The 20,625-nt window shown below is 70.2% G+C and carries 24 protein-coding genes; 14 read left to right on the forward strand and 10 right to left on the reverse strand.

Annotated elements, in window-relative coordinates; translation table 11 throughout:
- Positions 1-234 (reverse strand): phage holin family protein (locus tag NG1_RS33875; protein ID WP_169812357.1); only part of this gene is annotated, 234 nt, incomplete at its 3' end.
- A gap of 182 nt (positions 235-416) precedes the next feature.
- On the reverse strand, positions 417-965 hold the full coding sequence (locus NG1_RS33880) for a TerD family protein (protein ID WP_062977808.1): 549 nt from the start codon (positions 963-965) through the stop codon (positions 417-419).
- 370 nt (positions 966-1,335) lie between these two features.
- Between NG1_RS33880 and NG1_RS33885 the strand changes: the two genes are divergently transcribed.
- The gene (locus tag NG1_RS33885; protein ID WP_062977810.1) at positions 1,336-2,061 is read left to right on the forward strand and encodes an anti-sigma factor; all 726 of its coding nucleotides are present in this window, start codon (positions 1,336-1,338) and stop codon (positions 2,059-2,061) included.
- Between the two features lie 41 nt (positions 2,062-2,102).
- Here the strand turns inward: NG1_RS33885 and NG1_RS33890 are convergent, their stop codons facing one another.
- Positions 2,103-3,206: a glutamate--cysteine ligase 2 gene (locus tag NG1_RS33890; RefSeq protein WP_062977812.1), complete on the reverse strand. Its 1,104-nt coding sequence runs from the start codon at positions 3,204-3,206 to the stop codon at positions 2,103-2,105.
- Positions 3,207-3,316: 110 nt separating this feature from the next.
- Between NG1_RS33890 and NG1_RS33895 the strand changes: the two genes are divergently transcribed.
- Positions 3,317-4,267, forward strand: coding sequence for an FAD-dependent oxidoreductase (locus NG1_RS33895; RefSeq protein ID WP_062977814.1), 951 nt, complete (start codon positions 3,317-3,319; stop codon positions 4,265-4,267).
- A 21-nt stretch (positions 4,268-4,288) separates the two neighbouring features.
- On the opposite strand, the gene NG1_RS33900 is transcribed toward NG1_RS33895, so the two are convergent.
- A complete protein-coding gene (locus NG1_RS33900; RefSeq protein WP_062977816.1) occupies positions 4,289-4,666 on the reverse strand; it encodes a hypothetical protein in 378 nt (125 codons plus the stop codon).
- Between the two features lie 208 nt (positions 4,667-4,874).
- Between NG1_RS33900 and NG1_RS33905 the strand changes: the two genes are divergently transcribed.
- On the forward strand, positions 4,875-6,146 hold the full coding sequence (locus tag NG1_RS33905) for a PucR family transcriptional regulator (protein ID WP_062977818.1): 1,272 nt from the start codon (positions 4,875-4,877) through the stop codon (positions 6,144-6,146).
- Here NG1_RS33905 and NG1_RS38690 read toward each other — a convergent pair.
- Positions 6,080-6,859, reverse strand: coding sequence for a histone deacetylase (locus tag NG1_RS38690; RefSeq protein WP_245660171.1), 780 nt, complete (start codon positions 6,857-6,859; stop codon positions 6,080-6,082). The genes NG1_RS33905 and NG1_RS38690 overlap by 67 nt on opposite strands.
- A gap of 124 nt (positions 6,860-6,983) precedes the next feature.
- On the opposite strand from NG1_RS38690, the gene NG1_RS33915 reads away from it, so the two are divergent.
- Positions 6,984-8,150, forward strand: coding sequence for an epoxide hydrolase family protein (locus tag NG1_RS33915; protein WP_062977820.1), 1,167 nt, complete (start codon positions 6,984-6,986; stop codon positions 8,148-8,150).
- Positions 8,151-8,278: 128 nt separating this feature from the next.
- Entirely contained in the window at positions 8,279-8,674 is a 396-nt protein-coding gene (locus tag NG1_RS33920; protein WP_084499395.1) for a PPOX class F420-dependent oxidoreductase, read from the forward strand.
- Here NG1_RS33920 and NG1_RS33925 read toward each other — a convergent pair.
- A complete protein-coding gene (locus tag NG1_RS33925; RefSeq protein ID WP_062977824.1) occupies positions 8,671-8,934 on the reverse strand; it encodes a helix-turn-helix domain-containing protein in 264 nt (87 codons plus the stop codon). The two genes, NG1_RS33920 and NG1_RS33925, sit on opposite strands and share 4 nt — an antisense overlap.
- Before the next feature lie 104 nt (positions 8,935-9,038).
- On the opposite strand from NG1_RS33925, the gene map reads away from it, so the two are divergent.
- Positions 9,039-9,803 carry a type I methionyl aminopeptidase gene (gene map, locus NG1_RS33930; RefSeq protein WP_062977826.1) on the forward strand — a complete coding sequence of 255 codons (765 nt, stop codon included), beginning with the start codon at positions 9,039-9,041 and terminating at the stop codon, positions 9,801-9,803.
- Between the two features lie 16 nt (positions 9,804-9,819).
- Here map and NG1_RS33935 read toward each other — a convergent pair whose 3' ends face one another.
- Entirely contained in the window at positions 9,820-10,536 is a 717-nt protein-coding gene (locus tag NG1_RS33935; protein ID WP_062977828.1) for a DUF8817 family protein, read from the reverse strand.
- Positions 10,537-10,649: 113 nt separating this feature from the next.
- Between NG1_RS33935 and NG1_RS33940 the strand changes: the two genes are divergently transcribed.
- Both NG1_RS33940 and NG1_RS33945 read left to right on the forward strand, forming a co-directional pair.
- Positions 10,650-11,198: a PadR family transcriptional regulator gene (locus tag NG1_RS33940; RefSeq protein ID WP_062977831.1), complete on the forward strand. Its 549-nt coding sequence runs from the start codon at positions 10,650-10,652 to the stop codon at positions 11,196-11,198.
- Positions 11,199-11,266: 68 nt separating this feature from the next.
- Complete coding sequence (locus NG1_RS33945) at positions 11,267-11,650, forward strand: PPOX class F420-dependent oxidoreductase (protein WP_062977832.1); 384 nt, start codon at positions 11,267-11,269, stop codon at positions 11,648-11,650.
- A gap of 10 nt (positions 11,651-11,660) precedes the next feature.
- Here NG1_RS33945 and NG1_RS33950 read toward each other — a convergent pair whose 3' ends face one another.
- Together NG1_RS33950 and NG1_RS33955 are read right to left on the reverse strand one after the other, a co-directional pair.
- The gene (locus tag NG1_RS33950; RefSeq protein WP_245660172.1) at positions 11,661-13,049 is read right to left on the reverse strand and encodes a TldD/PmbA family protein; all 1,389 of its coding nucleotides are present in this window, start codon (positions 13,047-13,049) and stop codon (positions 11,661-11,663) included.
- A complete protein-coding gene (locus NG1_RS33955; RefSeq protein ID WP_062977834.1) occupies positions 13,046-14,575 on the reverse strand; it encodes a TldD/PmbA family protein in 1,530 nt (509 codons plus the stop codon). Before NG1_RS33955 ends, NG1_RS33950 begins: the two co-directional genes overlap by 4 nt.
- Before the next feature lie 174 nt (positions 14,576-14,749).
- Here NG1_RS33955 and NG1_RS33960 point away from each other — a divergent pair, with 174 nt between their 5' ends.
- Entirely contained in the window at positions 14,750-15,397 is a 648-nt protein-coding gene (locus NG1_RS33960) for a TetR/AcrR family transcriptional regulator (protein ID WP_245660173.1), read from the forward strand.
- On the opposite strand, the gene NG1_RS33965 is transcribed toward NG1_RS33960, so the two are convergent.
- Entirely contained in the window at positions 15,398-16,165 is a 768-nt protein-coding gene (locus NG1_RS33965; protein WP_062977836.1) for a TSUP family transporter, read from the reverse strand.
- Positions 16,166-16,402: 237 nt separating this feature from the next.
- Between NG1_RS33965 and NG1_RS33970 the strand changes: the two genes are divergently transcribed.
- The 5 genes from NG1_RS33970 to NG1_RS33990 form a co-directional block, all read left to right on the forward strand.
- A complete protein-coding gene (locus NG1_RS33970; RefSeq protein WP_062977837.1) occupies positions 16,403-17,575 on the forward strand; it encodes a sensor histidine kinase in 1,173 nt (390 codons plus the stop codon).
- Between the two features lie 136 nt (positions 17,576-17,711).
- Entirely contained in the window at positions 17,712-18,371 is a 660-nt protein-coding gene (locus NG1_RS33975) for a response regulator (RefSeq protein WP_062977850.1), read from the forward strand.
- Positions 18,372-18,463: 92 nt separating this feature from the next.
- Positions 18,464-18,946, forward strand: a complete 483-nt coding sequence (locus NG1_RS33980) for an FxsA family protein (protein WP_062977839.1) — start codon at positions 18,464-18,466, stop codon at positions 18,944-18,946.
- A gap of 57 nt (positions 18,947-19,003) precedes the next feature.
- The gene (locus NG1_RS33985) at positions 19,004-19,258 is read left to right on the forward strand and encodes a ribbon-helix-helix protein, CopG family (RefSeq protein ID WP_062977842.1); all 255 of its coding nucleotides are present in this window, start codon (positions 19,004-19,006) and stop codon (positions 19,256-19,258) included.
- Positions 19,259-19,298: 40 nt separating this feature from the next.
- Positions 19,299-20,625 (forward strand): amidohydrolase (locus NG1_RS33990; protein WP_062977844.1); only part of this gene is annotated, 1,327 nt, incomplete at its 3' end.

Raw genomic sequence — 20,625 nt, forward strand, 5'->3', positions numbered from 1 at the left:
GAGGCCGAGCACCGCGGCGGCGACCAACGCCGCGCCGCCGTAGAACGCCAGCAGCGCCCCGACCCCCGCCAAGCCGGCACCGAGCCCGAACCGCTTGCCCTTCTCCCGCATCTCGACACGGGCGAGCTGTAGTTCGTCGCGGATGAGCCGGGACACCTGTGCGGTGGCGTCCTCCACCAGTTCGGTGACCGACCGAGCGTTCGCGGGCGGCCGAATCTGTGTCGTCTCGGTCATGAGACCTCCTTCGGCATGTCACACCTCCTCCACCGCGACTACCCGCGCGACCGGATTCCAATCGGACATCGGGCCGGTCGGACGCGGCTCGGGTAACCGGCGCGCGGGGGAGGACCCACCCACGATCGCCGGGCGCCGACGGTCTCCGAAGCGATTGCGGTGCAAACGAAATCGCTGGGAGGTCACTCGATGTAGGCGCCGATCTGCGGAACGGCCTCGACCGGGTGCCGCGCCTGCAAGCCCGCGCCGATGCCCTCGAAGTGCCAGCCGCCACCGGCGCGACGCACTCGACCGAGCACCATGCCGGTGTGCGAGCCGCCGCCGGTCAGCTCGTGGCGGGCGAGCTGGGTACCCGCCGCGGTATCGATCACCCGGCAGTAGGCGTTCGCGATCCGATCGAGCGTCCGGCCGGTGTAGCTGGTGATGAGGAACAGCATGGTGGTGACGTGTGGGGAGAGGCGCGACAGGTCCACGCTGATGACCTCGTCGTCGCCCTCCCCTTCTCCGGTGAGACTGTCGCCGTGCAGGCGGACGGCCCCGTCCGTCGAGGTGAGCTGCTCGTGATACACCACGTCTACGAGCCGGTCCGCGGCGAAGAGCAGGGCCGCGACGTTGAGATCGATCTCCTTGCGCCGGCCGAGCAAGCGCGAACGGGTGGCGGGGTCCCAGCCCAGCGCCACGGTGACGTGCTCGAGCGGGACGTCGCGTTCATCGCGGAGCACGGTGAGCATCGGTGTTCTCCTCTGCGTCGGAAAGCGGTCGGGTTCCGCCGTCGAGCGTGGATGTGCCCCGGGTCGTAGCGCGCGGCCTTACGTGCGCCCGGCAACGCAATGACCGAGACGATAGGGACGATTCCGGCGGACGAGCAGCGTACCCGTGTTCGTGCCGGATATGGCGAGAATCCAATCCGCGAGGCCGTTCGCCGCGAAGTCAAGGCATGCGGGTTGGCACAGGGCAGGTGCGCCGAAACCGCGGCGCGGGTCCCACCACGCGCGGTCGTTCGCCTGCGGAGTCCAGGGACGGTTCGCGTGCGGAGGTAGTGGCGAGCGTTCTACGGGTGAATGGAGCGCACCCACGGTTACCGACCGGAGGTGACCGGCGATGACCGGTACCGAGACCTCGCGCGCGGATCTGCTCGACCTGGCGTATCCCTTCGCGATGGACGCGGTCGCCGAGATCGAGCGCAGGCGCATCGAAAACCGCCTTGCGAAGACCGATTCCGGCACGGCCGCGGCGTTCGCGGCGGCGGTGCACGGGATCCGGGAGACCCTGGCGGCACTGAGCGCGACCGCCGCGGTGAATCCTCCACCGACCCTGGAGTCGAAGATCCTCGCGGCGATCGACGACTCGCGTCCCGGCGCGCGTCGCCGTCGCGAAATCCTCGCCCGTCGCCGCCTCGCACAGTTGGTGGTGGCCGCCGCGGTGGCCGTCGCGGCCGGGGCGGGCGCCGTGGTGGTGGCCGAGCGGATCGCGGGGTCGCATGCCGCGGCGGTCACGGCCGACCAGGTTTCGAGGCAACCGGACGCGCGTTCCCGGGTGATCGAACTGTCCGTCGGCGGCAGGCTGACAGTGAGCACCTCCGACCGGCTCGGCGCGGTGGCGGTCACCTTCGACGCGGTACCCGCGCCACCGCCCGGCCGGGCATATCAGCTCTGGGTCGTGACACCGGCGGGTACGCCGCGTTCGGCGGGAGTGTTGACCGGCGTGCCGCAGGCGGGCGTGACGACCGGATTCGATCCCGCGGATGTCGTCGCCGTCACCATCGAACCCGCGAAAGGATCGCCTCGCCCGACCTCGCCGCAGATCGCGACCGTCACGCTGGGCTGAGCGTCTTCGACCCACCGGTGCCTGCGCCGAGACGCCCCTGGCTAGTCGCACCCTTCGAGAGTCGCGCGCGCGACCTCCTCGACGACGTCATCGATCTCGCCGCGCGCCCGCAGCGCCGCGACCTGCCGATGCGCGCCGTTGCCGCGCGCGAGCAGGTGTGCGAACGCCTCGTCGACGAACTGCCGGTCGCCTGCCTCGTCCAGCGCGGGGGCCACGTGCTCGATCAGCCGGAACAGCAAATCGCGCACCGGCGCCACATTGCTGTCATAGGGATCCACACCGTCGCCGTCCAGTCCCGAACGGGCGGCTTTCCAGTACGCCGCCCGCAGCACTTCGGCGGGGACCGGCGGTGCGATCTGCCCCGCGGCCAACGATTTCCGCGCCGTGACGACGATGGCGCGCACCAGCGCCGCCAAGAGCGCGGTCTCCTCGACCGTGGCGGGGATGTCACTCACCCGCACTTCGACGGTCGGGAACGAGACCGACGGGCGAACGTCCCAGTAGACCATCTGCTTGTCCAGGATGCTGCCGCTGTTGAGCATCATCGCGACCATCGCCTCGTAGTCACGGGCGGACTCGAAATACGGCGGTGGCCCCGCGCTGGGCCAGCGCCGCCACAGGATGCTGCGCCAGCTGGCGAATCCGGTCTCGGTGCCGCGGTAGATGGCCGAATTCGCGGTCATCGCCAGCAGTTGCGGCAGCCACGGTCGCAAATGGTTGCTGACCTGCACCGCGGTTTCGGCGTCGGGGACGCCGACGTGCACATGGCAGCCCGACAGCCCCTGCTCATGGGCGAGCATGCCGAAGTTCTCGGCGATGCGCTGGTAGCGCGGCGTATCGGTGACGGGGAATTCGTGCGGGACGGTGGGCGGGATGCCGACGGCGAGCAGGCGTGCGTCGTTGCGCTCGGCGCAGGCGGCGATATCGCGGCGCAATTCCCGCAACTGCCGGTGCAGTGCGCCGATATCGGTGTGGACCGCCGTGCTGGTTTCCACCTGACAGCGCGTCAGCTCGAGTTGCAGGTCGACCCCGATCTCCTCGGCGGTGCGCGCCACTTCCACATTGCGTGCCAGCGGCTCGCCGGTACGGGGGTCGACAAGCAGGAACTCTTCTTCTACGCCGACCGTCAGGCGCCCATCGTCCATGTGCGGGCAATACCCAGGGGCGCCCCGGCTAGTCAGCCGAAACGCACGGCTCCCCACGGGCGGTGCTGGGGCAACAGCCCCTGCGGGCGGGGGTCGATAATGTCGCCCTCATGCGGATCGTCGTCCTCGGCTCGGGCATCACGGGTCTGTCCACCGCGGCCGAACTGCTCCGGGCGCGGCACGAGGTCGTGATCGTCAGCGCCGGGCCGATCACGGCGACGACGTCCTTCCTGGCCGCCGCGGTCTGGTTTCCGACCGCCGCGGGCCCCGCCGATCGTGTGCGGGCCTGGGGCGAGATCACTTTCGAGCACTTGGCGGGGTTGGCCGCCGCGGGCGCGCCGGGTGTGCGGATGTGCTCGTCGATGGCGCTGTATCGCGACGAACCCCCGATACCGGCGTGGTCGCGATCGGTGCGCTCGTTCCGCTCGGCCGATCCCGCCGAACTGCCGCCGGGCTACCGATTCGGGTTCCGTTTCGAAGTTCCCTTGGTGGAGATGCCGACCTACTTGCCCTTCCTCAGCGCGCAAGTGGACGCGGCGGGCGCGCACCGCGTCCGCCGCACTGTGCGACGGCTCGACGAGCTCGCCGACCTGTCACCGGATGCCGTGATCAACTGCGCAGGCCTGCGGGCCGCCGAGTTGGTCGGCGACCGGGAGGCGTATCCGATCCGGGGTCAGATCGTGCGGGTCGCGAATCCCGGACTGTCCGTCTCGGTCCGCGACGAGGCGCATCCGCTCGGCCGTGCCTACGTCCATCCGCGCGCGAACGACTGCGTGCTGGGCGGGTCCCTGGACATCGGCGAGTGGGACACGGCGCCGGCTCCCGACCTCACTCGATCGATCCTGCGGCGCTGCCGCGATCTGGTTCCCGCTCTCGCGGGCAGCGAAGTGCTGGAAACCGTGGTGGGACTGCGCCCCGGTCGCCGGGAAGTCCGCGTGGAACTCGACACCGCCGTGCTGCCAGGCACGCCCGTCGTCCACAACTACGGCCACGGCGGTTCCGGCATCACCATCGGGTACGGATGCGCGCTGGATAGCGCGGCGCTCGTCGCCGCGCTGTGAGCGGACCGTGACCCGGTCGGATCAGTTGGCGTAACTGCGCGCCACGACCGAGTTCAGCGCCTCGAGGAATTCGCTGAGAACACCGGGTTCGACCTGGTCGCGCGGGGTGCGTCGCTCGGGCGAACCGGCTACGGCCCCGGCGAGGCCCGCGTCGACGCTGTCGCGCAGAACGGCGTGCACCGCTTCGATCGGGATGCCCGCCTGGGCGCACCGGGTGGCCGCGTGCTCGAATCGGCCGAGGGCGAGATTTCCGGCCGCCTCGGCCGCGTCGACCAGCACGAGGGCCAGCTCCAGCCCCATTCGAATCAGCGCGTCGGGACCACCGCGACGGGTGCCACGATCGGATCTCGCGGACACCTCGGCGATGTCCCGATCTTTCTCGTGCGGGCCGATATTCATGGCCCTCCCTCCGCCCGGCGACCCTGCTGCTACCGACGTTACGACGGGGATCGAAAGAATTCGACCGCGCGAATACGACTTGTGAGGCTTCACAGACGCGCACCGCGTGGTTCGGGTGGTGTCCCCAACCGGGGGCGCGACCCTCGGCACGTCGACCCGGTCAAGTTACCGTTGAGTACTTTCCGTGATCGGGGACTGAAGGAGTCACATGTCCATCACCGATTCGGCAGGCCCGGATCTGACCCTCTCGGGCCGCCCGGCCAGTTCTTCATTGCGGGACGTGCGGAATCTGTCTCGCAAAATGGTCGGCCACTTCATCGAGACCGTCGCGCACTGCCGGACCCTCCCCGGCGAGGCGCTCAACGGCGACATCACCAACATCACCCGCTTGTGCCTGGAACTGGCCGTCAGCATGCTCGACGGCAGCGACATCCCGGAGAAGACCCTGCTGCTGCGCAACGCCGCGGCGGGCTGGGCGCGTGAGGGAATCCCGATCGACACCATCCACCACGCCGTGCACGAAGGGTTCAAGCTCGGCTTCGACCTGATCGTCGCGAACGCGACCGCCGCGGACTTCGACAGCCTCAAGGACATCAGCCGCCGCCTGCTGGAGATCCTGGACACCATCACCTCGACCGTCTCGCGCGCCTACGTGACCGAGTTGCGCGCGGTGGTCGGCGAGCATCACACGGCGGCGCACACCCTCGCCTCGGCCTTGCTCGGCGGACACCCCACCTTCACCATGGCCCGTGAGTGCGGCATCCAGATCGCCGACTCGTATTCGGTTCTCGCGCTGGCGATTCCACCCCATCCGGACGAACGCAATCCGCAACTCGACGGTGCGGTGGTGGCGCGGCGGAAGCTGCGCAGGGTGCAATCCGAACTCGCGACCCGCTGCGGGGAGGCGGTGCTGTCGCTGCTGAGCGTGGACGGCGGCACCGTCCTGCTGCCGTCGGCCTCGTTCGAGGACAAGGCCCTCGACGACCTGGTGGAGGGGCTCGGCCGTGCGGCCCAGGTGCCGATCGTCGCGACGGTGATCGCCGCGGCGCCGGTCGAGGTGCCGACGGCCGCCGACCGCGCCCACGAACTGCTCGACATGGTGCAGCGGCTGCGCTGGAGACGCGGGCTGTTCCGATTCGACGACCTGGCGCTGGAATACCAGCTCACCCGGCCGGGCCCCGGCTTGGAAACCCTCCGGACGCTGCTCGATCCGCTCGACGAGCACCCCGAACTCCTCGAAACGCTCAAACGGCATATCGGCACGAACCTGAATCGCCAGCGCACCGCACGATCGCTGCACATCCACACCAACACCGTGGACTACCGGCTCAAGCGCATCGGTCAACTCACCGGATTCGACCCGGCTCAGGCCTCCGGGGTCTGGTATCTGCGCGCCGCGTTGGTCGCCCGCAGCTACCGGGACAACGAGGACGAGTCGCCGGTCGGGGATTGGACCCCGGCGGCCGCGGTCTCCTCGTAGGTTCGCCGTCGCGGCTGCTTCGCGCCGATCAGTTCGTGAACCGCTTCGGGCGTCCATCGCCGGTCGGCGCCGGGACGAGTGGCGAGGTAGCCCGCGGTCGCCCGGCGGGACCAGCCGTGCGCGGCACGCAGGCCCGCGGCCAGGTGCCGCAGGTAGGCGGCGGCGGGCGGATTGCCCCGAACGTCGCGACAACGCCACGGTGCGGTGAAGGTGAGCACCGGGTGACCGGTATGTGTTCCCGTGCAGACCAGGGTCTCGTACCGGCCGGGACCGAGCGTGGTCGTCCCCGTCTCGAGCACCTCGGTCGAGCTCAGCGCCGTGCCAGGGGCGCGATACATCTCCTGCGCCACGATGTCGGAGAACTGGGCGGTGGTGAGCAGGTGGGCGCGCACGGCCATCTCGCCGGGGCAGCCCGGATCGTAGAAGGCGCGGCCGCCGGTCCAGGTCAGCGATTCGGTGGCGAAATACAGCACGCCCGGGAGCAGGAGGGGGATCGAGCGGATCGGGTCGGCGTGGTCGCGGCAGCCGGGCAGGGTGAGCGCTCCCCCCTCCGGCCTGCCGCCGCGAAGGTAGGTGCGCAGCCTGGTCAGGCTCATATTGGAGCCGTACGCGGCGTACCAGACCAGGTCGCCGCGCGAGCGGTGCCGATCCGCGTCCGATGCCGCTCGGGGTGTCGCCGAGCCGGCTGTGCCCTCGAGATGCCGCGCCATCATGACACCCATTCTCGGCTCTTCGCCGTACCCGCGCAGCGTCCCCGGCACCCGACCGGAAACCGGTGCGACGAAGTCGGCACAATGCGGAAGCAAGTCTTCCGCAATTGCCGCAAAAGTGGCTCTCATGACGAACACGAAGCAGATCCGGCCTTTCCGCATCGACATCCCCCAGGCCGACCTCGACGACTTGCGGGACCGGCTCGGCCGGGCGCGCTCGCCGTACGTGGTGCCCGGCACCGACGGGGGCTGGGACCGCGGGATCGCGCCGAACTACCTGCGCGAACTGGCGCAGTACTGGCGTGACGAATTCGATTGGCGCGCGCAGGAGGCGCGGTTGAACGCCCACCCCCAGTTCACCACCGAGATAGACGGGCAGACCATCCACTTCTTCCATGTGCGCTCGCCCGAGCCGGACGCGATTCCGCTGCTGATCACCCACGGCTACCCGGGATCGGTGGTGGAATTCCTGGAGCTGATCGGCCCGCTGACCGATCCGCGGGCGCACGGCGGTGACCCGGCGGATGCCTTCCACGTGGTGATCCCCTCGCTGCCCGGGTTCGGGTTCTCCACGCCGCTGGCCTCGACGGGGTGGGAGCTGGCGCGCACGACCGAGGCGTTCGCGGAGCTGATGAGCAGGCTGGGTTACGAGAAATTCGTGGCGCAGGGCGGCGACATCGGCGCGGGCGTCACCGGACGCCTGGCCGCCACCCATCCGGAGCGGGTGATAGCGACGCATGTGAACAGCGACCCGGGCACACTCGGGCTGGTGGGCGAGCAACTGCCGATGCCGGACGGGCTCACCGGCGACGAGCTCGCCGCCATCGATGCCGAACGGGAGAAGTGGGCACAGCAGAAGGGATACCTGACGCTGCAGACCACTCAGCCGAACGCCATCGCAGCCGCCCTGACCGATTCGCCCATCGCGCAGCTCGGCTGGATCGCGGAGAAGTTCCAAGCCTGGACCGACCCGGCACAGCCGGCGGGTGAGGCGGTGGAGCGTGACCTGCTACTGACCAATGTCAGCATCTACTGGTTCACCCGCAGCGGCGCCTCGGCGGCGCAATTCCTCTGGGAGAATGCGCATTCCGGGATGGACTGGGTGATGCCATCCGGGGTGCCGCAGGGATGGGCGGTGTTCGGCACGCACCCGTTGATGCGCCGGGTGATGAATCCGGAGGGGCATATCGAGCACTTCACCGAATACAGCGAGGGCGGACACTTCGCCGCGGCGGAGCAACCGGAGCTGTTCGTGGCCGACGTCCGCGCCTTCTTCCGCAAGCATCGGGGGTAGTGGTCGAGTGGGCGGCGGAGCGAGCGCGTCGCCGCCCACGTTCGTCGGAGAGCTACGCGCGAACGCGTAACGGCGAACCGTTCTCCGGTCGGATGTCTGCGCCGATGTTCGGGTCTACCGTTTCCCCTATGACGTGGAACGAGATGAGCCAGAGCAGGACCGTCCTGCTGACCACCTTCAAGAAGGACGGGACGCCGGTCGGCACACCGGTGTGGGTGGCTCCGGAAGGGGACCGGATCGTCGTCTGGACCAATCCGAAGACCTGGAAGGTCAAGCGGATCCGCCGCAATCCCGACGTCACGCTGCAGGTCTGCGACGGGCGCGGCCGCCCGACCGCGGAGGAGGTCTTGCCGGGCAGCGCCCGCATCCTCGACGCGGAGGGCACGCAACGGGTCCGGGACCTGGTAGCGAGCAAATACGGCCTCATCGGCCGGCTCGCCATTCGCGGCCACAAGCTGCTGCGCGGCGCGGACGCGTCCGTCGGCATCGCGATCGATCCGAGGACGGCAGGCGATCTGCCCTAGGCGGATTCGGCGAGCCCCGCCGAGCGCCAGATGTCGGCGAGATCGTCGAGCGGGACCGCGAGCGCCTGCCCCAACGCGACGACGGTGCCGAAGGCCGGAGAGGGCAGCCGGCCGCTCTCGATCTTGCGCAGCGTTTCCGGGGAGATCCCGGCCGCCCGCGCGACCTCGGTGAGCTCGCGGTCCGCGCGAGCGGCGCGCAAGGCGGCGCCGAGGCGACGGCCTGCCTCGATCTGCGCGGGAGTCAACGGGAGCCGGACCATGCGCTCAGGCTACGGACGGCCTGTGAGCACCGCAAGCGACCCGATTGGTATTAAAATACCGGCACGGCTATCGTGGTATTAAAATACCGACGTACGGAGGATTGATGGTCGAGTTGAAGAGCCCCGCGGAGATCGCGCGAATGCGAGTGGCAGGGCGTTTCGTCGCCGGCGTGCTCGCCGAGCTGCGTGAGCGCGCGCGGGTGGGAGTGAATCTGCTCGACCTCGAAGCCCACGTCCGCGAGCGCATCCGCGAACGCGGCGCGCAGTCCTGCTACTGGGACTACGCGCCATCGTTCGGGCGCGGGCCGTTCCGCAACACCGTCTGCCTGTCGGTGAACGACGCTGTGCTGCACGGACTTCCGTTCGACTACACGCTGCGCGACGGTGACGTGCTGAGTATCGACCTCGCGGTCGGGATCGATGGCTGGGTCGCGGACGCGGCGACCACGGTGGTGACCGGTTCCGCCGCGGACAAGGACGTGCGGCTGGTGCGGGCCACCGAGGAGGCGCTGTCCGCGGCGATCGTGGCCGCGGTGCCCGGCAACCACATCGGCGATATCTCCGCCGCCATCGCCGCGGTGGCGCGTGCGTACGGCTACCCGGTGAACACCGAGTTCGGCGGACACGGCCTCGGCCGCACCATGCACGAGGATCCGCACGTGCCGAACGCGGGCAGGCCCGGGCGCGGCTATCGGCTGCGGCCCGGACTCACCATCGCGATCGAACCGTGGTTCGCGCGCACGACCGACCGCATCGTCACCGATCCCGATGGCTGGACCATCCGCTCGGCGGACGGCTCACGGACCGCCCACTCCGAACACACCATCGCGATCACCCCGGACGGACCGGAGGTGCTGACCGCGGCGTGAGTGCGCCGACCGGCGGCTATGTCTCCGACAGCCAGGCCGTCAGGTCGTCGGAGGCGCGCAGTTCCCCGGCGATGGACGCGCGTTCCGCGGCGGACAGTTCCATCGCGCGCAACCCGTCGCGGAACTGCTCGGCGCGACCCGGTTCTCCGATCGCGACGGCCAGTTCGGCGAGCGCCGCCAGCGCCCGGGCCACCTCCAGCCGCGGCGCCTCGGCCCGGAACCGGCCGAGACCGACCTCGAGCACGCGGAACGCGGCCTTGTCGTCGGTCTTGAAATCACGCAGGATCCGGGCGTTGTCCAGCACTCTGGCCAGCCCGTCCAGCTTCTTCGATCCGCCGTATTCCACTTCCGGGGGTTCGTCGCGCTGGATGTAGATCACCTGATTGCCCGCCGGATCGACCACGGTGAACCGGGACTGGCCCGGCCGGAAGCGGGTGATCCGGGGCAGCCCCTTCGCGGGGACCTTGCCGTAGCGGGTGCGCAGCGCGGTGCTGAAAGCCTGATGCCTGCTCGCGACGTCGTCGACCATGACGAGACAGCCCGCGCGTTCGGCGGGGACGTCGCCGTCCTTGGGTGCGGGCACGAAGTGCAGGGCGCAGCCGTGGTCCTCTATCGCGCCGTAGACGTAGGGGCGGGTCTGCTCGTGCGTCACCGTGTAACCCAGTGCTTTGTAGAAATCCAGCGTGCTGGCCAGGTCGTCGGTCCAGAGCTGCGGTACCGCCGTGTCGGCCATGAGATCCTCCCGATTGCCTGCGGTAGTCAATTTTGACTAGCAAAGGTAGGCCCCTGTCCGCCCGGAAGTCAAACTTGACTACCATGCGGTCCGGGAGGCGAAAGGAGTTCACGATGTCGGTGGTGCGCCTGCTGGTGCTGGGGGTGATGCGCCTGCGTCAGCCCGTACACGGGTACGCGCTGCGCCAGGAACTGCTGTCCTGGCGCGCCGAGACCTGGACGAATGTCAAACCCGGCTCGATCTATCACGCGCTCAAGCAGCTCACGCGGGAGGGGAAGCTGAGCGCGTTCGCGACCGAGAACAGCGACCAGGGCCCCGGGCGCACGCTGTTCGAGCTGACCGCAGCGGGCGAGGCCGAATTCCGCAAGCTGATGGACGAGGCGCTGATCAGCATCGACATGGAGGAACTCGGGGCGGGCATCGCCTTCATGGACGCGCTGCCCAGGGCGCACGTCATCGCGAAGCTGCGTGAACAGAGCCGCCGCAGTGCGGCGGTGCGCGCCGATCTGCTGGCCATGATCCCGGACTTTCCCGGGCGATACGAAGCGCCGCACGCGACCGATCTGCTGGAACTGTGGAGCGGCGTGTTCGCGAACCTGTCGGCGTGGACCGAGGGCGTGCTGGCGCGCCTGGAAGCGGGGGAGTACCGGATGCCGGAATAGGTCGTCGGCGAGCAGGCCGCCTTTCCCGCCCAACTCCCCGCGCCGGGACGCGGGATACGCTGCCCGGCATGACGAATTCGCTGGACGCCGTCGCCAAAGCCGACTACGTGCTGCTGACCACCTTCCGTAAGGACGGAACTCCCGTCGGCACCGCGGTGTGGGCGGTGACCGACAACGGCAAACTGTACGTCTGGACCGTCACCGACAGCTGGAAGGTCAAGCGCTTGCGCCGCAATCCGGCGGTCACCCTGCAAGCGTGCAACGCCACCGGCAAGCCACGCGGTGCGGTGATCGAAGGGACCGGGCGGCTGCTCGACGCCGAGGGCACCGAACAGGTGCGCAAACTGCTGCGCCGCAAGTACTGGCTCACCGGGCCGCTGGTCATCCTCGGCAGCAACCTGCGGCGCGGCAAGTCCGGCACCATCGGCATCGAGATCACCCCCGCTGCCTGACCCGCGCCGATCAGGTCGCCTGGCTGACCGACGACATGTGGAAGTCGGGAATCCGCAAGGGCGGCATGGCGGTCCGGGTGAACCAGTCCTTCCATTCGCGTGGCAGCGTGAGTTCGGTCGCGCCCGCCTCGCTCACCCGCCGGAGCAGGTCCAGTGGGCTCTCGTTGAACCTGAAGTTGTTCACCGCGGCGGTGACCTCGCCGTTCTCGATGAGGTACACCCCGTCCCGAGTGAGTCCGGTGAGCAGCAGCGTCGCCGGGTCGACCTCGCGGATGTACCACAGCGTGGTCAGCAGCAGACCGCGCTCGGTGCGCGCGATCATGTCATCGATCGTGGCTTCCGAACCGCCGGTGAGCAGCAGGTTCTCGCCGGGAACCGTGGCGGGGGCGTCGAACTCGGCGGCGCTGGCGCGCGGATAGATCAGCGCGGAGATCACGCCGTCGCGCAGCCAGTCGACGCGCTCGGCGGGCAAGCCGTTGTCGAACACCGACATCGATTCCGACGACGCGGTCGCCGCCACGAACGGACGGTATTCCAGGCCGGGGGCGTCCGGGTCGGAGTAGAGGGTGAGCGGGATATCGCTCAGGCGCTCGCCGACCCGGGTCCCGCCCGCCCGCGCGAACGCCGTGTGGCCCTCCTGCGCGCCCCGGCCCTCCATCGACCAGGCCAGATAGATCATCAGGTCGGCGACGGTCGAGGGCGGAAGCAACGTCTCGTAGCGGCCCGCGGGCAACTCGACCTTGCGCTTGGCCCAGTCCAGGCGGCGGGACAGGTCCGCGAGCAGGCCGGATACGTCGACGTCGGTGAAGTCCGCGGTGCCGACCCCTACCCACGCGCTGGCCAGATCCGCGCCTTCGCCGCGCTTTCCGTTGATCTCCACCGAACCGGTGGGCTGCACGAAGCGGCGGCGGATGCCGGTCGAAGTGCCCAGCCACGTGGTGTGCATCTGATGGTGGGCGAAGCCGTAGAGCCGGTCGGCGCTGTCGAATCCGGCGGCCAGGCCGTCGGCCAGATCGGTGAACACCTCGATGCCGGTGCCACCCGCCGGATCGGTCCAGTCGTCGTCGGCGGCGTCCGGCTCGAGCAGCGGCATCGCGTCTCGTGCGGGCTCGGCGTCGCGCGCCGCCGCCTCACTCGCCCGCACCACGGCCTCGATATCGCCGGGATCGACACTGGTCGAGGCGATCGTGCCGACCCGGGCGAGGGTAGGTCCCTCGCGGAACACCGAGACCACCGCCCAGTGCCGCGACACCGACGACCCGTTGGTGGTCATGGAGTTCCCGGCCCAGCGCAGCGACGCCTCGTGCTCGTCGCGCACGATCACGATCGCCTCGTCGGCGCGCGACAGCGCCAGCGCCCGCTCCACGGTCGCGCTCGCGGGGAACAGATCGTCGCTCACTGGCCGGCCTCCGTCCGGGTGTTGAGAATGTTCACGCCGCGCACCAGGATCGACGGGCAGCCGTGGCTGACCGCGGCGACCTGGCCTGGCTGCGCTTTGCCACAGTTGAACGCGCCCCCGAGCTGCCAGGTGGACGGTCCGCCGACGGCTTCCATCGCCCCCCAGAACTCGGTGGTGGTGGCCTGGTAGGCGACGTCGCGCACCTGGCCGTCCAGCTTCCCGCCGCGGATGCGGAAGAACCGCTGGCCGGTGAACTGGAAGTTGTAGCGCTGCATATCGATCGACCATGACTTGTCGCCGACGATGTAGAGACCGTCGTCCACCCGCGAGATCAACTCCTCGGTGCTGGTGTCGCGGCCCGGGTCGGGTTGCAGCGAGACGTTGGCCATCCGCTGGATCGGCACGTGATGCGCCGAGTCCGCGTACGAGCAGCCGTTGGACCGCCGCAGACCCAGGCGCGGCGCGAAAACCCGATCCAGTTGATAACCGACCAGGACGCCGTCGCGGACCAGGTCCCAGCGCTGCCCCGCGACGCCCTCGTCGTCGTAGCCGACGCTGGCCAGCCCGTGCGATTCGGTGCGGTCGCCGGTCACGTGCATGATCGGTGTGCCGTAGCGCAGCGACCCGAGCTTGTCGGGCGTGGCGAAGGAGGTGCCCGCGTAGGCGGATTCGTAGCCGATGGCCCGGTCGTACTCGGTGGCGTGACCGATCGATTCGTGAATCGTCAGCCACAGGTTGGTCGGATCGATGACCAGATCGGTCGGCCCGGCCTGCACGCTGGGCGCTTTCACCTTCTCGGCCAGCCACTCCGGGATACGCGCGAGTTCGCCGTCCCAGTCCCACACGCCGTCGGCGCCGGTGACGTATTCCCATCCGCGGCCCACCGGCGCGGCCAGCGTGCGCATCGTCTCGAATACTCCCGCCGAGGTGTCCACCGTGATCGCCTCGAGGCTCGGGTGCAGCCGCACCCGCTGCTGGGTGATCGACGAGCCCGCGGTGTCGGCGTAGAAGGTCTGCTCCTTGACCTGCAGCACGCTCGCGGTGACGTGGTCCACCCCGTCGGCGTGCGACAGCCGCTCCGAATATTCCTGCAGCAGTGCCAGCTTCTCGCCGGTCGGCACGGTGAACGGGTCGATGTCGTAGGCCGAGACCCAGCGCGCGTCGGCGTAGCGCGGCTCGTCGGCCAACTCGACGCGTTCGCGGTTGAGCGCCCGCAACGTGGTCGCGACGGTGACCGCGGTACGCGCCACCTCGGCGGCGGTGTCGGGTGTCAGCGCGGCGTGCGAGGCGAAACCCCAGGTGCCGTCGACGATCACCCGCACGGCCAGGCCGAGTCGGGTACTGTCGGTGACCGCCTCGACCCGGCCGTCGCGCAAGCGGATCGACTGGGTGACCAGGCGATGCACCCGCAGGTCGGCGTGTTCGGCGCCGGCTGCCGTCGCCGCGGCCAGGGCGGCGTCGGCGAGCGCGGCCAGCGGCAGGTCGAGGAACTCGGCGTCCACGTCTCTGGAAGTCGCGATGCTCACCCGCACCAACCTAGCCGGTGGCGCCGCAAGTGCGTGCGGGCGCGGTGATCACACGCCGTGCGAGAATGCATCGTGTGCCGGTTCGCGCGGAATACGCCGCTGCCGCAGGGCGAACGGCGCGCGCGACACCCGTACCTCCGGCGTGTTGCTCGCCGGATGCCGTACTGTGCCCGCGTGCCGCCATCCGCCCTTCGTGACCGCAAACGCGAACGTACCCGCCGAGCCATCCTGGAAGCCGCAGCCGAGCTGTTCGAGACCAGAGGCTACGAGGAGACCACGGTGGCCGACATCGCCGCCGCGGCGGACGTCGGCACCCGCACGTTCTTCAACTATTTCGCCAGCAAGGAAGAGTTGCTCTTCCCGGAATCCGACCAGCGCGTGCGCGCCGCGGTGGCGGCCATCGCCAGCCGGCGACCGGGGGAGCGGCCGGTGGAGGTCTTGCTGCGCGCGTTGCGCGCCGCCGGTGACAATCCCGGCGAGCATCTCGTCGACGACCTCTACGCCCGGATAGGCGCGCTGCGCGCCCAGGTGTCGCGGACCGTGCCCGCGGTGAGCGGCCGCGCCGCGCACGCCCAGTTGGTCACCCAGCGCGAGATCGCCAGACAGTTGCACAAGGCGTTTCCCGCCGAACTCGACGAGGTCGGCGCCGCCGCCCTGGTCGGCGCCGTCGTCGGCGCGGTGTCGGGTGCGCTGACCGTGCTGTTCCAGCAGCCGGTGGCCGGTGTCGAGGACGCCGAGCGGCTGCAGCGCAGGATTCACGAGACGACATCGCGGGTGCTGCAACCCTGGCTCGCCACCCAGCGCGCCGAACCGGTGGGCTGATCAGCCGAACTGCTGCCAGCCCAAGCGGATCACCATCCCGATCACCACCACCAGCAGCACGACGCGCACGAACTCGGCGCCCTTGCGCAGCGCCATGCGCGCGCCGACCACGGCACCGAGAACGTTCGCCACGGCCATTCCCGCGCCGAGCGCCCACAGGATGTGCCCCGTCGCCCCGAAGAAGATCAGCGCTCCGACGTTGGAGCCGCAGTTGATCACCTTCGCCATGGCGGCGGCCCGCACGAACTCGGTGCCGAGCAGGGTCGCGAAGGTGATGATCAGGAACGTGCCGGTGCCGGGACCGAGCAGGCCGTCGTAGAAGCCGATCACCCCCGCCGCCAGCGCCACCGTGAGCACGATCTTGCGCCGGGTGGGCGGATGAGTGGCCAAGGTGACGCCGATCGACGGACGCAGCGTCACGAATACGGCGACGCCGACCAGCACCACCATCACGATCGGGACGAACAGTTCGCGGTCGATCAGCGAGACCGCCGCGGCGCCCACCGCGGCCGCCGCCGCGGCGATCATCGCCGCGGGCAGCAGCACCCGCCAGCGCATCGGCACCTTGCGCGCGAAGGTCAGCACCGAGGCGCTCGTCCCGGCGACCGCGGCGAGCTTGTTGGTGCCCAGCGCGGTCTGCGGCGCGATGCCGGGGGCCACCACGAACAACGTCGGCAGCACGATCAGCCCGCCGCCACCCACCACCGCGTCCACCCAGCCCGCAGCCGTCGCCGCCGTCAACAGAACCGCCCAGTCTCCGATCTCCACCCCGGTAGACAACCAGACCCAGGCTTGGCCGGGTGTTCCGCCTGCCATCGGTTTCCCGGTCCTGACCGGATGCGCGTCGTCCTGGAGAGATCGGCGCGCGTGCGGCCGCGATATCGTGCGCGGGCAACCCTCGGACGCCTCGACCGGTACTCGACGGCCGTGTCGCGCCGGAAATCGCGCCCGCCGTCCGCAACGGAGCCCGCCTGCCTTCCAGCCGGGCGCCTCTAGGCTGAGCGCGTGCGTCGTTTCAGTCTGTGGCTCCGGGGCAAGCCCGTCGTGGCCGATTCGGTGCTCGCGGCGGTCTTCGTGCTGCTCGAGATCATCGGCGTGGGTAACGCGCACAACAAGATCGCCTACCTGGCCATCGGGGTGCTGCTCCCGCTGCCGCTGACCCTGCGCCGGGTGTACCCCCGCGCCATGGCGGCCACCACCTTGGCCCTGTCGTTGACGGCGACGCTGGTGGGCTTCCTGTCCGAGGACGACGCCGACCACATCGCGATGCTGTCGCACGGCATCATGCTCTACACCCTGGTCGCCTACGTCGGCCGGCGGGACGGACTGTGGTACGGGCTCGGCCTGGCGGTGGATCTCGCGCTCTCGATCGTGGCGATCGGGAAACCTTCCGGCTCCGACAGCGTGTTCACCATCATGTTCTACGCCTTGTGCTGGACGCTCGCGGAGTTCATCGGCGCGCGGCACGCCTACGACGCCGAGGTGGCGGCCCGGCTCGCGGTCGCCGACTACGACCGGGAGCGTCGCGCGCACGACGCCGTCGCGGCCGAACGCACCCGCATCGCGCGGGAACTGCACGACGTGGTGGCCCACGCGGTGAGCGTGATCATCGTGCAGGCCGACGGCGCGAGATACGCGTTGCGCCGCGACCCGGACGCCGCCGAGCAGGCGCTCTCCACCATCGCGGGCACCGGCCGCGAAGCACTGCGCGAACTGCGCAGAACCGTGGCTCTGCTGCGCACCGAACACGCTCCCGACCAGTTGCCCCAGCACGGCACCGCGGGCATCGCCAAGGTCGTGGAGATGATGCGGGGCACCGGTCTGGCCGTGGAACTCGAGCTGACCGGCGAACTCGACGACATCGCCCCCGAGGTCAGCCTCGGCGTGCATCGCATCGTGCAGGAATCGCTGACCAACACGCTGCGGCATGCCGGGCCGCACCCGAAGGCGTGGGTGCGGGTCCGCCGCACCGACGCCGACGTGCTGATCGACGTCACCGACACCGGTGGGGTCCCGCTGCACGAATCGGGCACGCGCATCGAGGGCAGCGGGCTCGGCTTGGTCGGGATGCGCGAACGCGTCGCCGTGCTCGGCGGCAGCCTGGAAGCGGGCCGCGACGCCGACGGAGCCTGGCGCGTGCACGCCGGCATCCCGCTGCGACCGGTCGCTGCGGAGTGAGCCGGGCCACCGGATTCTTCCGCGACGTGTAGAGCGCTGCGCCGCACGGGGTTTCGTCTCCCACGGCCGGGTGCGCGCGAGCCGTCACGGCGCAGGTCGCCCGGCGCGCCGAAGCGGTCACGTTACATTGGGCAGCGTGCCGATCACCGTGCTCGTCGTCGATGACCAGGAACTCATGCGGATGGGATTGAAGATGGTGCTCGGCGCGCACCCCGACATCGAAGTGATCGGCGAGGCGCCCAACGGCGCCGCGGCGGTCGCCGCAGCGGCGGAACTGCGCCCCGATGTGGTGCTGATGGACGTGCGGATGCCGGTGGTGGACGGGGTCGTCGCCACCACCCGCATCGTGGAGGCAGGGCACGGCAGCCGGGTGCTGGTGATGACGACCTTCGACCTCGACGAGCACGCGCTCGGCGCGCTTCGGGCGGGGGCGAGCGGATTCCTGTTGAAGGACACTCCGCCGGAGGATCTCGTCTCGGCCATCCGCAGCGTCGCCGCCGGTGACGCCGTGGTCTCGCCCAAGGTCACCAAACGTCTGCTGGACCGGCTCATCGCGGAGAACCCGGCACGGACCCGCGACCCGGGCGTGCTCGACGTGCTCACCGCCCGCGAGCGCGAGGTGCTCGAGCAGATCGCGGCCGGACGCTCCAACGCCGAGATCGCCGAACAGTTGTACCTGTCGGAGGCGACGGTCAAGACACACGTCGGCCGGGTCCTCACCAAACTCGGTCTGCGCGACCGGGTTCAGGCGGTCGTGCTGGCCTACGAGACGGGGCTGGTGCGGCCGGGCGGCTGATGCGAGGCGGATCTCAGCGCCTTATCAGGCGGATCGGGGAGAAAAACCCGGGTGCGGAACGTTGACCGGGTAGATCGTCCGAAAGGATCGCCATGCCCGCCCTGTTGTTCGTGCTGTACGTCGTCGTCGAAGTCGCCGCCCTGGTCGCGGCCGGTCAGCTGATCGGCGTGCTGCCGACCATCCTGGTGCTGATCGCCGGATCGGCCGCGGGCCTGCTGCTGGTCGGCTCCCAGGGGCGGCGGGTGTTCGAGCAGTTCCGCCGGGCCGCGCGCGGGGAAGTGGCGCCAGGGACCGCCGTGGCCGACGGCGCCCTGGTCGCGGCGGGCGGGGTGCTGATGTTCGTGCCCGGCCTGGTCACCTCGCTGTTCGGCCTGCTCCTGCTGCTGCCTCCCACACGAGTCCTGGTGCGCCCCCTCGTGCTGGCCTTCGCCGCGCGCCGCTTTCGCAGGCTCGTAGCGGCCGCGCCCTATCGCGGCGTGGTCGTCGACGGAGGCGATGTGGTCGACGGCGCCGTCATGGGGCAGTGGTACGACGACGGCCAGGGCAACGCACGCCGCGCGATCACCCCGGCCTGAGCGTCGGAGTCGGCGTACCCGGTTCCCTGTCGCGCCGCGAAGGGCTATCGTGGCGCGATGGCCACCGAGCAACTCACCGTAACGGTGAGCGAGGAGCTGGCTGCCGCGGTCAAACGAGCGGCGGCCGCTGCGGGACAGTCGATTTCCGGATTCACGGCCGCGGCGCTGCGGCTGGAGCTGATCGCCGTGGAGGCGGGCTGCCTGGCCCCGGCGGCCGCGGCAACCGGCGGTGCGCCGCCGGAATACGCGGAAGTGATGGCGGTGCTGGCGCAGCCGGAGGATCTGGCGCGCCACCCCCTGCTGAACGGCTGACCGAAACCGCCGGATCGGGTATGCGGCAGACTGGTGCCTCGTGAGTACCCAGTTGCTGATCGGCGGTCGTTTCTACAGTGCCAGTTCACCCGACGCCACGGCGATGGCGGTGAGCGACGGCACCGTCGTCTGGCTGGGCGCCGAGCAACCGGGTCGCGCGCTGCACCCGGAGGCCGAGATCATCGACCTCGACGGCGCCTTCGTCGCCCCCGCGTTCGTCGATCCGCACGTGCACGTCACCGCGCTGGGCTTGAAACCGACCGGGCTCGACCTCTCGGCCACCCGGTCGCTCGAGCACTGCCTGCGGTTGCTGCGTGAGTTCGCCGAAGCACACCCCGACGGCGCGATCCTGGGCGACGGCTGGGACGAGACCACCTGGCCGGAGGGACGGCCGCCCACCGTCGAGGAACTCGAGACGGCGGCGGGTGCGGGCAGGCACGTCTATCTCTCACGGGTGGACGCGCACTCCGCGGTGGCGTCCTCGGCGTTGCTGGACGCGCTGCCCGAACTGCCCGCCACCGACGGATTCACCCGTGGCGAGCCCGTGCGCGCCGCCGCCCATCACGCGGTGCGCGCCGCCGCGCTCGCGAATCTCACCCGGGCGCAACGGGATCGAGCGCGCGCCGCGGCACTCGACCATGCCGCTGCGTGCGGTGTCGTCGCGGTCCACGAGTGCGCGGGCCCGGAGATCGCGGGCCGCGCCGACGTGCGCGAACTGCTCGAATTCGAACACGGTGTCCAGGTCCGGGCCTATTGGGGCGAGGCGGTGGGCAGCGCCGAGCAGGCCCGTGCCCTGATCGACGAACTCGGGGTGCACGCCCTCGGCGGTGACCTGTTCGTCGACGGCTCCCTCGGTTCGCACACCGCATGGCTGCGTGCGCCTTACGCCGACGAATCAGGCTGCGGCCGAAGCTATCTCGATGCCGAGTCGATCGCCGCCCACGTCCGTGCCTGCACCGTCGCCGGTATCCAGGCCGGATTCCACGCGATCGGCGACGCCGCCATGGACGCCGTCCTCGCCGGTATCGAACGGGTGGTCGCCGAACTCGGCGTCCCGGCGGTCGCGGCGCTCGGGCATCGCGTCGAACACGCCGAGCTCGTCGACGGCGAGCACATCGCCCGCCTGGCGCGCTGGGGTGTGATCGCCAGTGTGCAACCGGGATTCGACGCCGCGTGGGGTGGGCCGGAGGGCATGTACGCCACGCGGCTCGGCGCCGAGCGCGCGGCGGCGTCGAACCCGTTCGCCGCCATGGCCTCCGCGGGCGTCGCCCTGGCGATCGGCTCCGACGCCCCGGTCACCGCGCTCGACCCGTGGGCGGCGGTGCGTGCCGCGGTCGCTCACCGCACCTCCGGCCACGGTCTGTCCC

Source organism: Nocardia gamkensis NBRC 108242 (assembly GCF_001612985.1).
Classification (GTDB): domain Bacteria; phylum Actinomycetota; class Actinomycetes; order Mycobacteriales; family Mycobacteriaceae; genus Nocardia; species Nocardia gamkensis.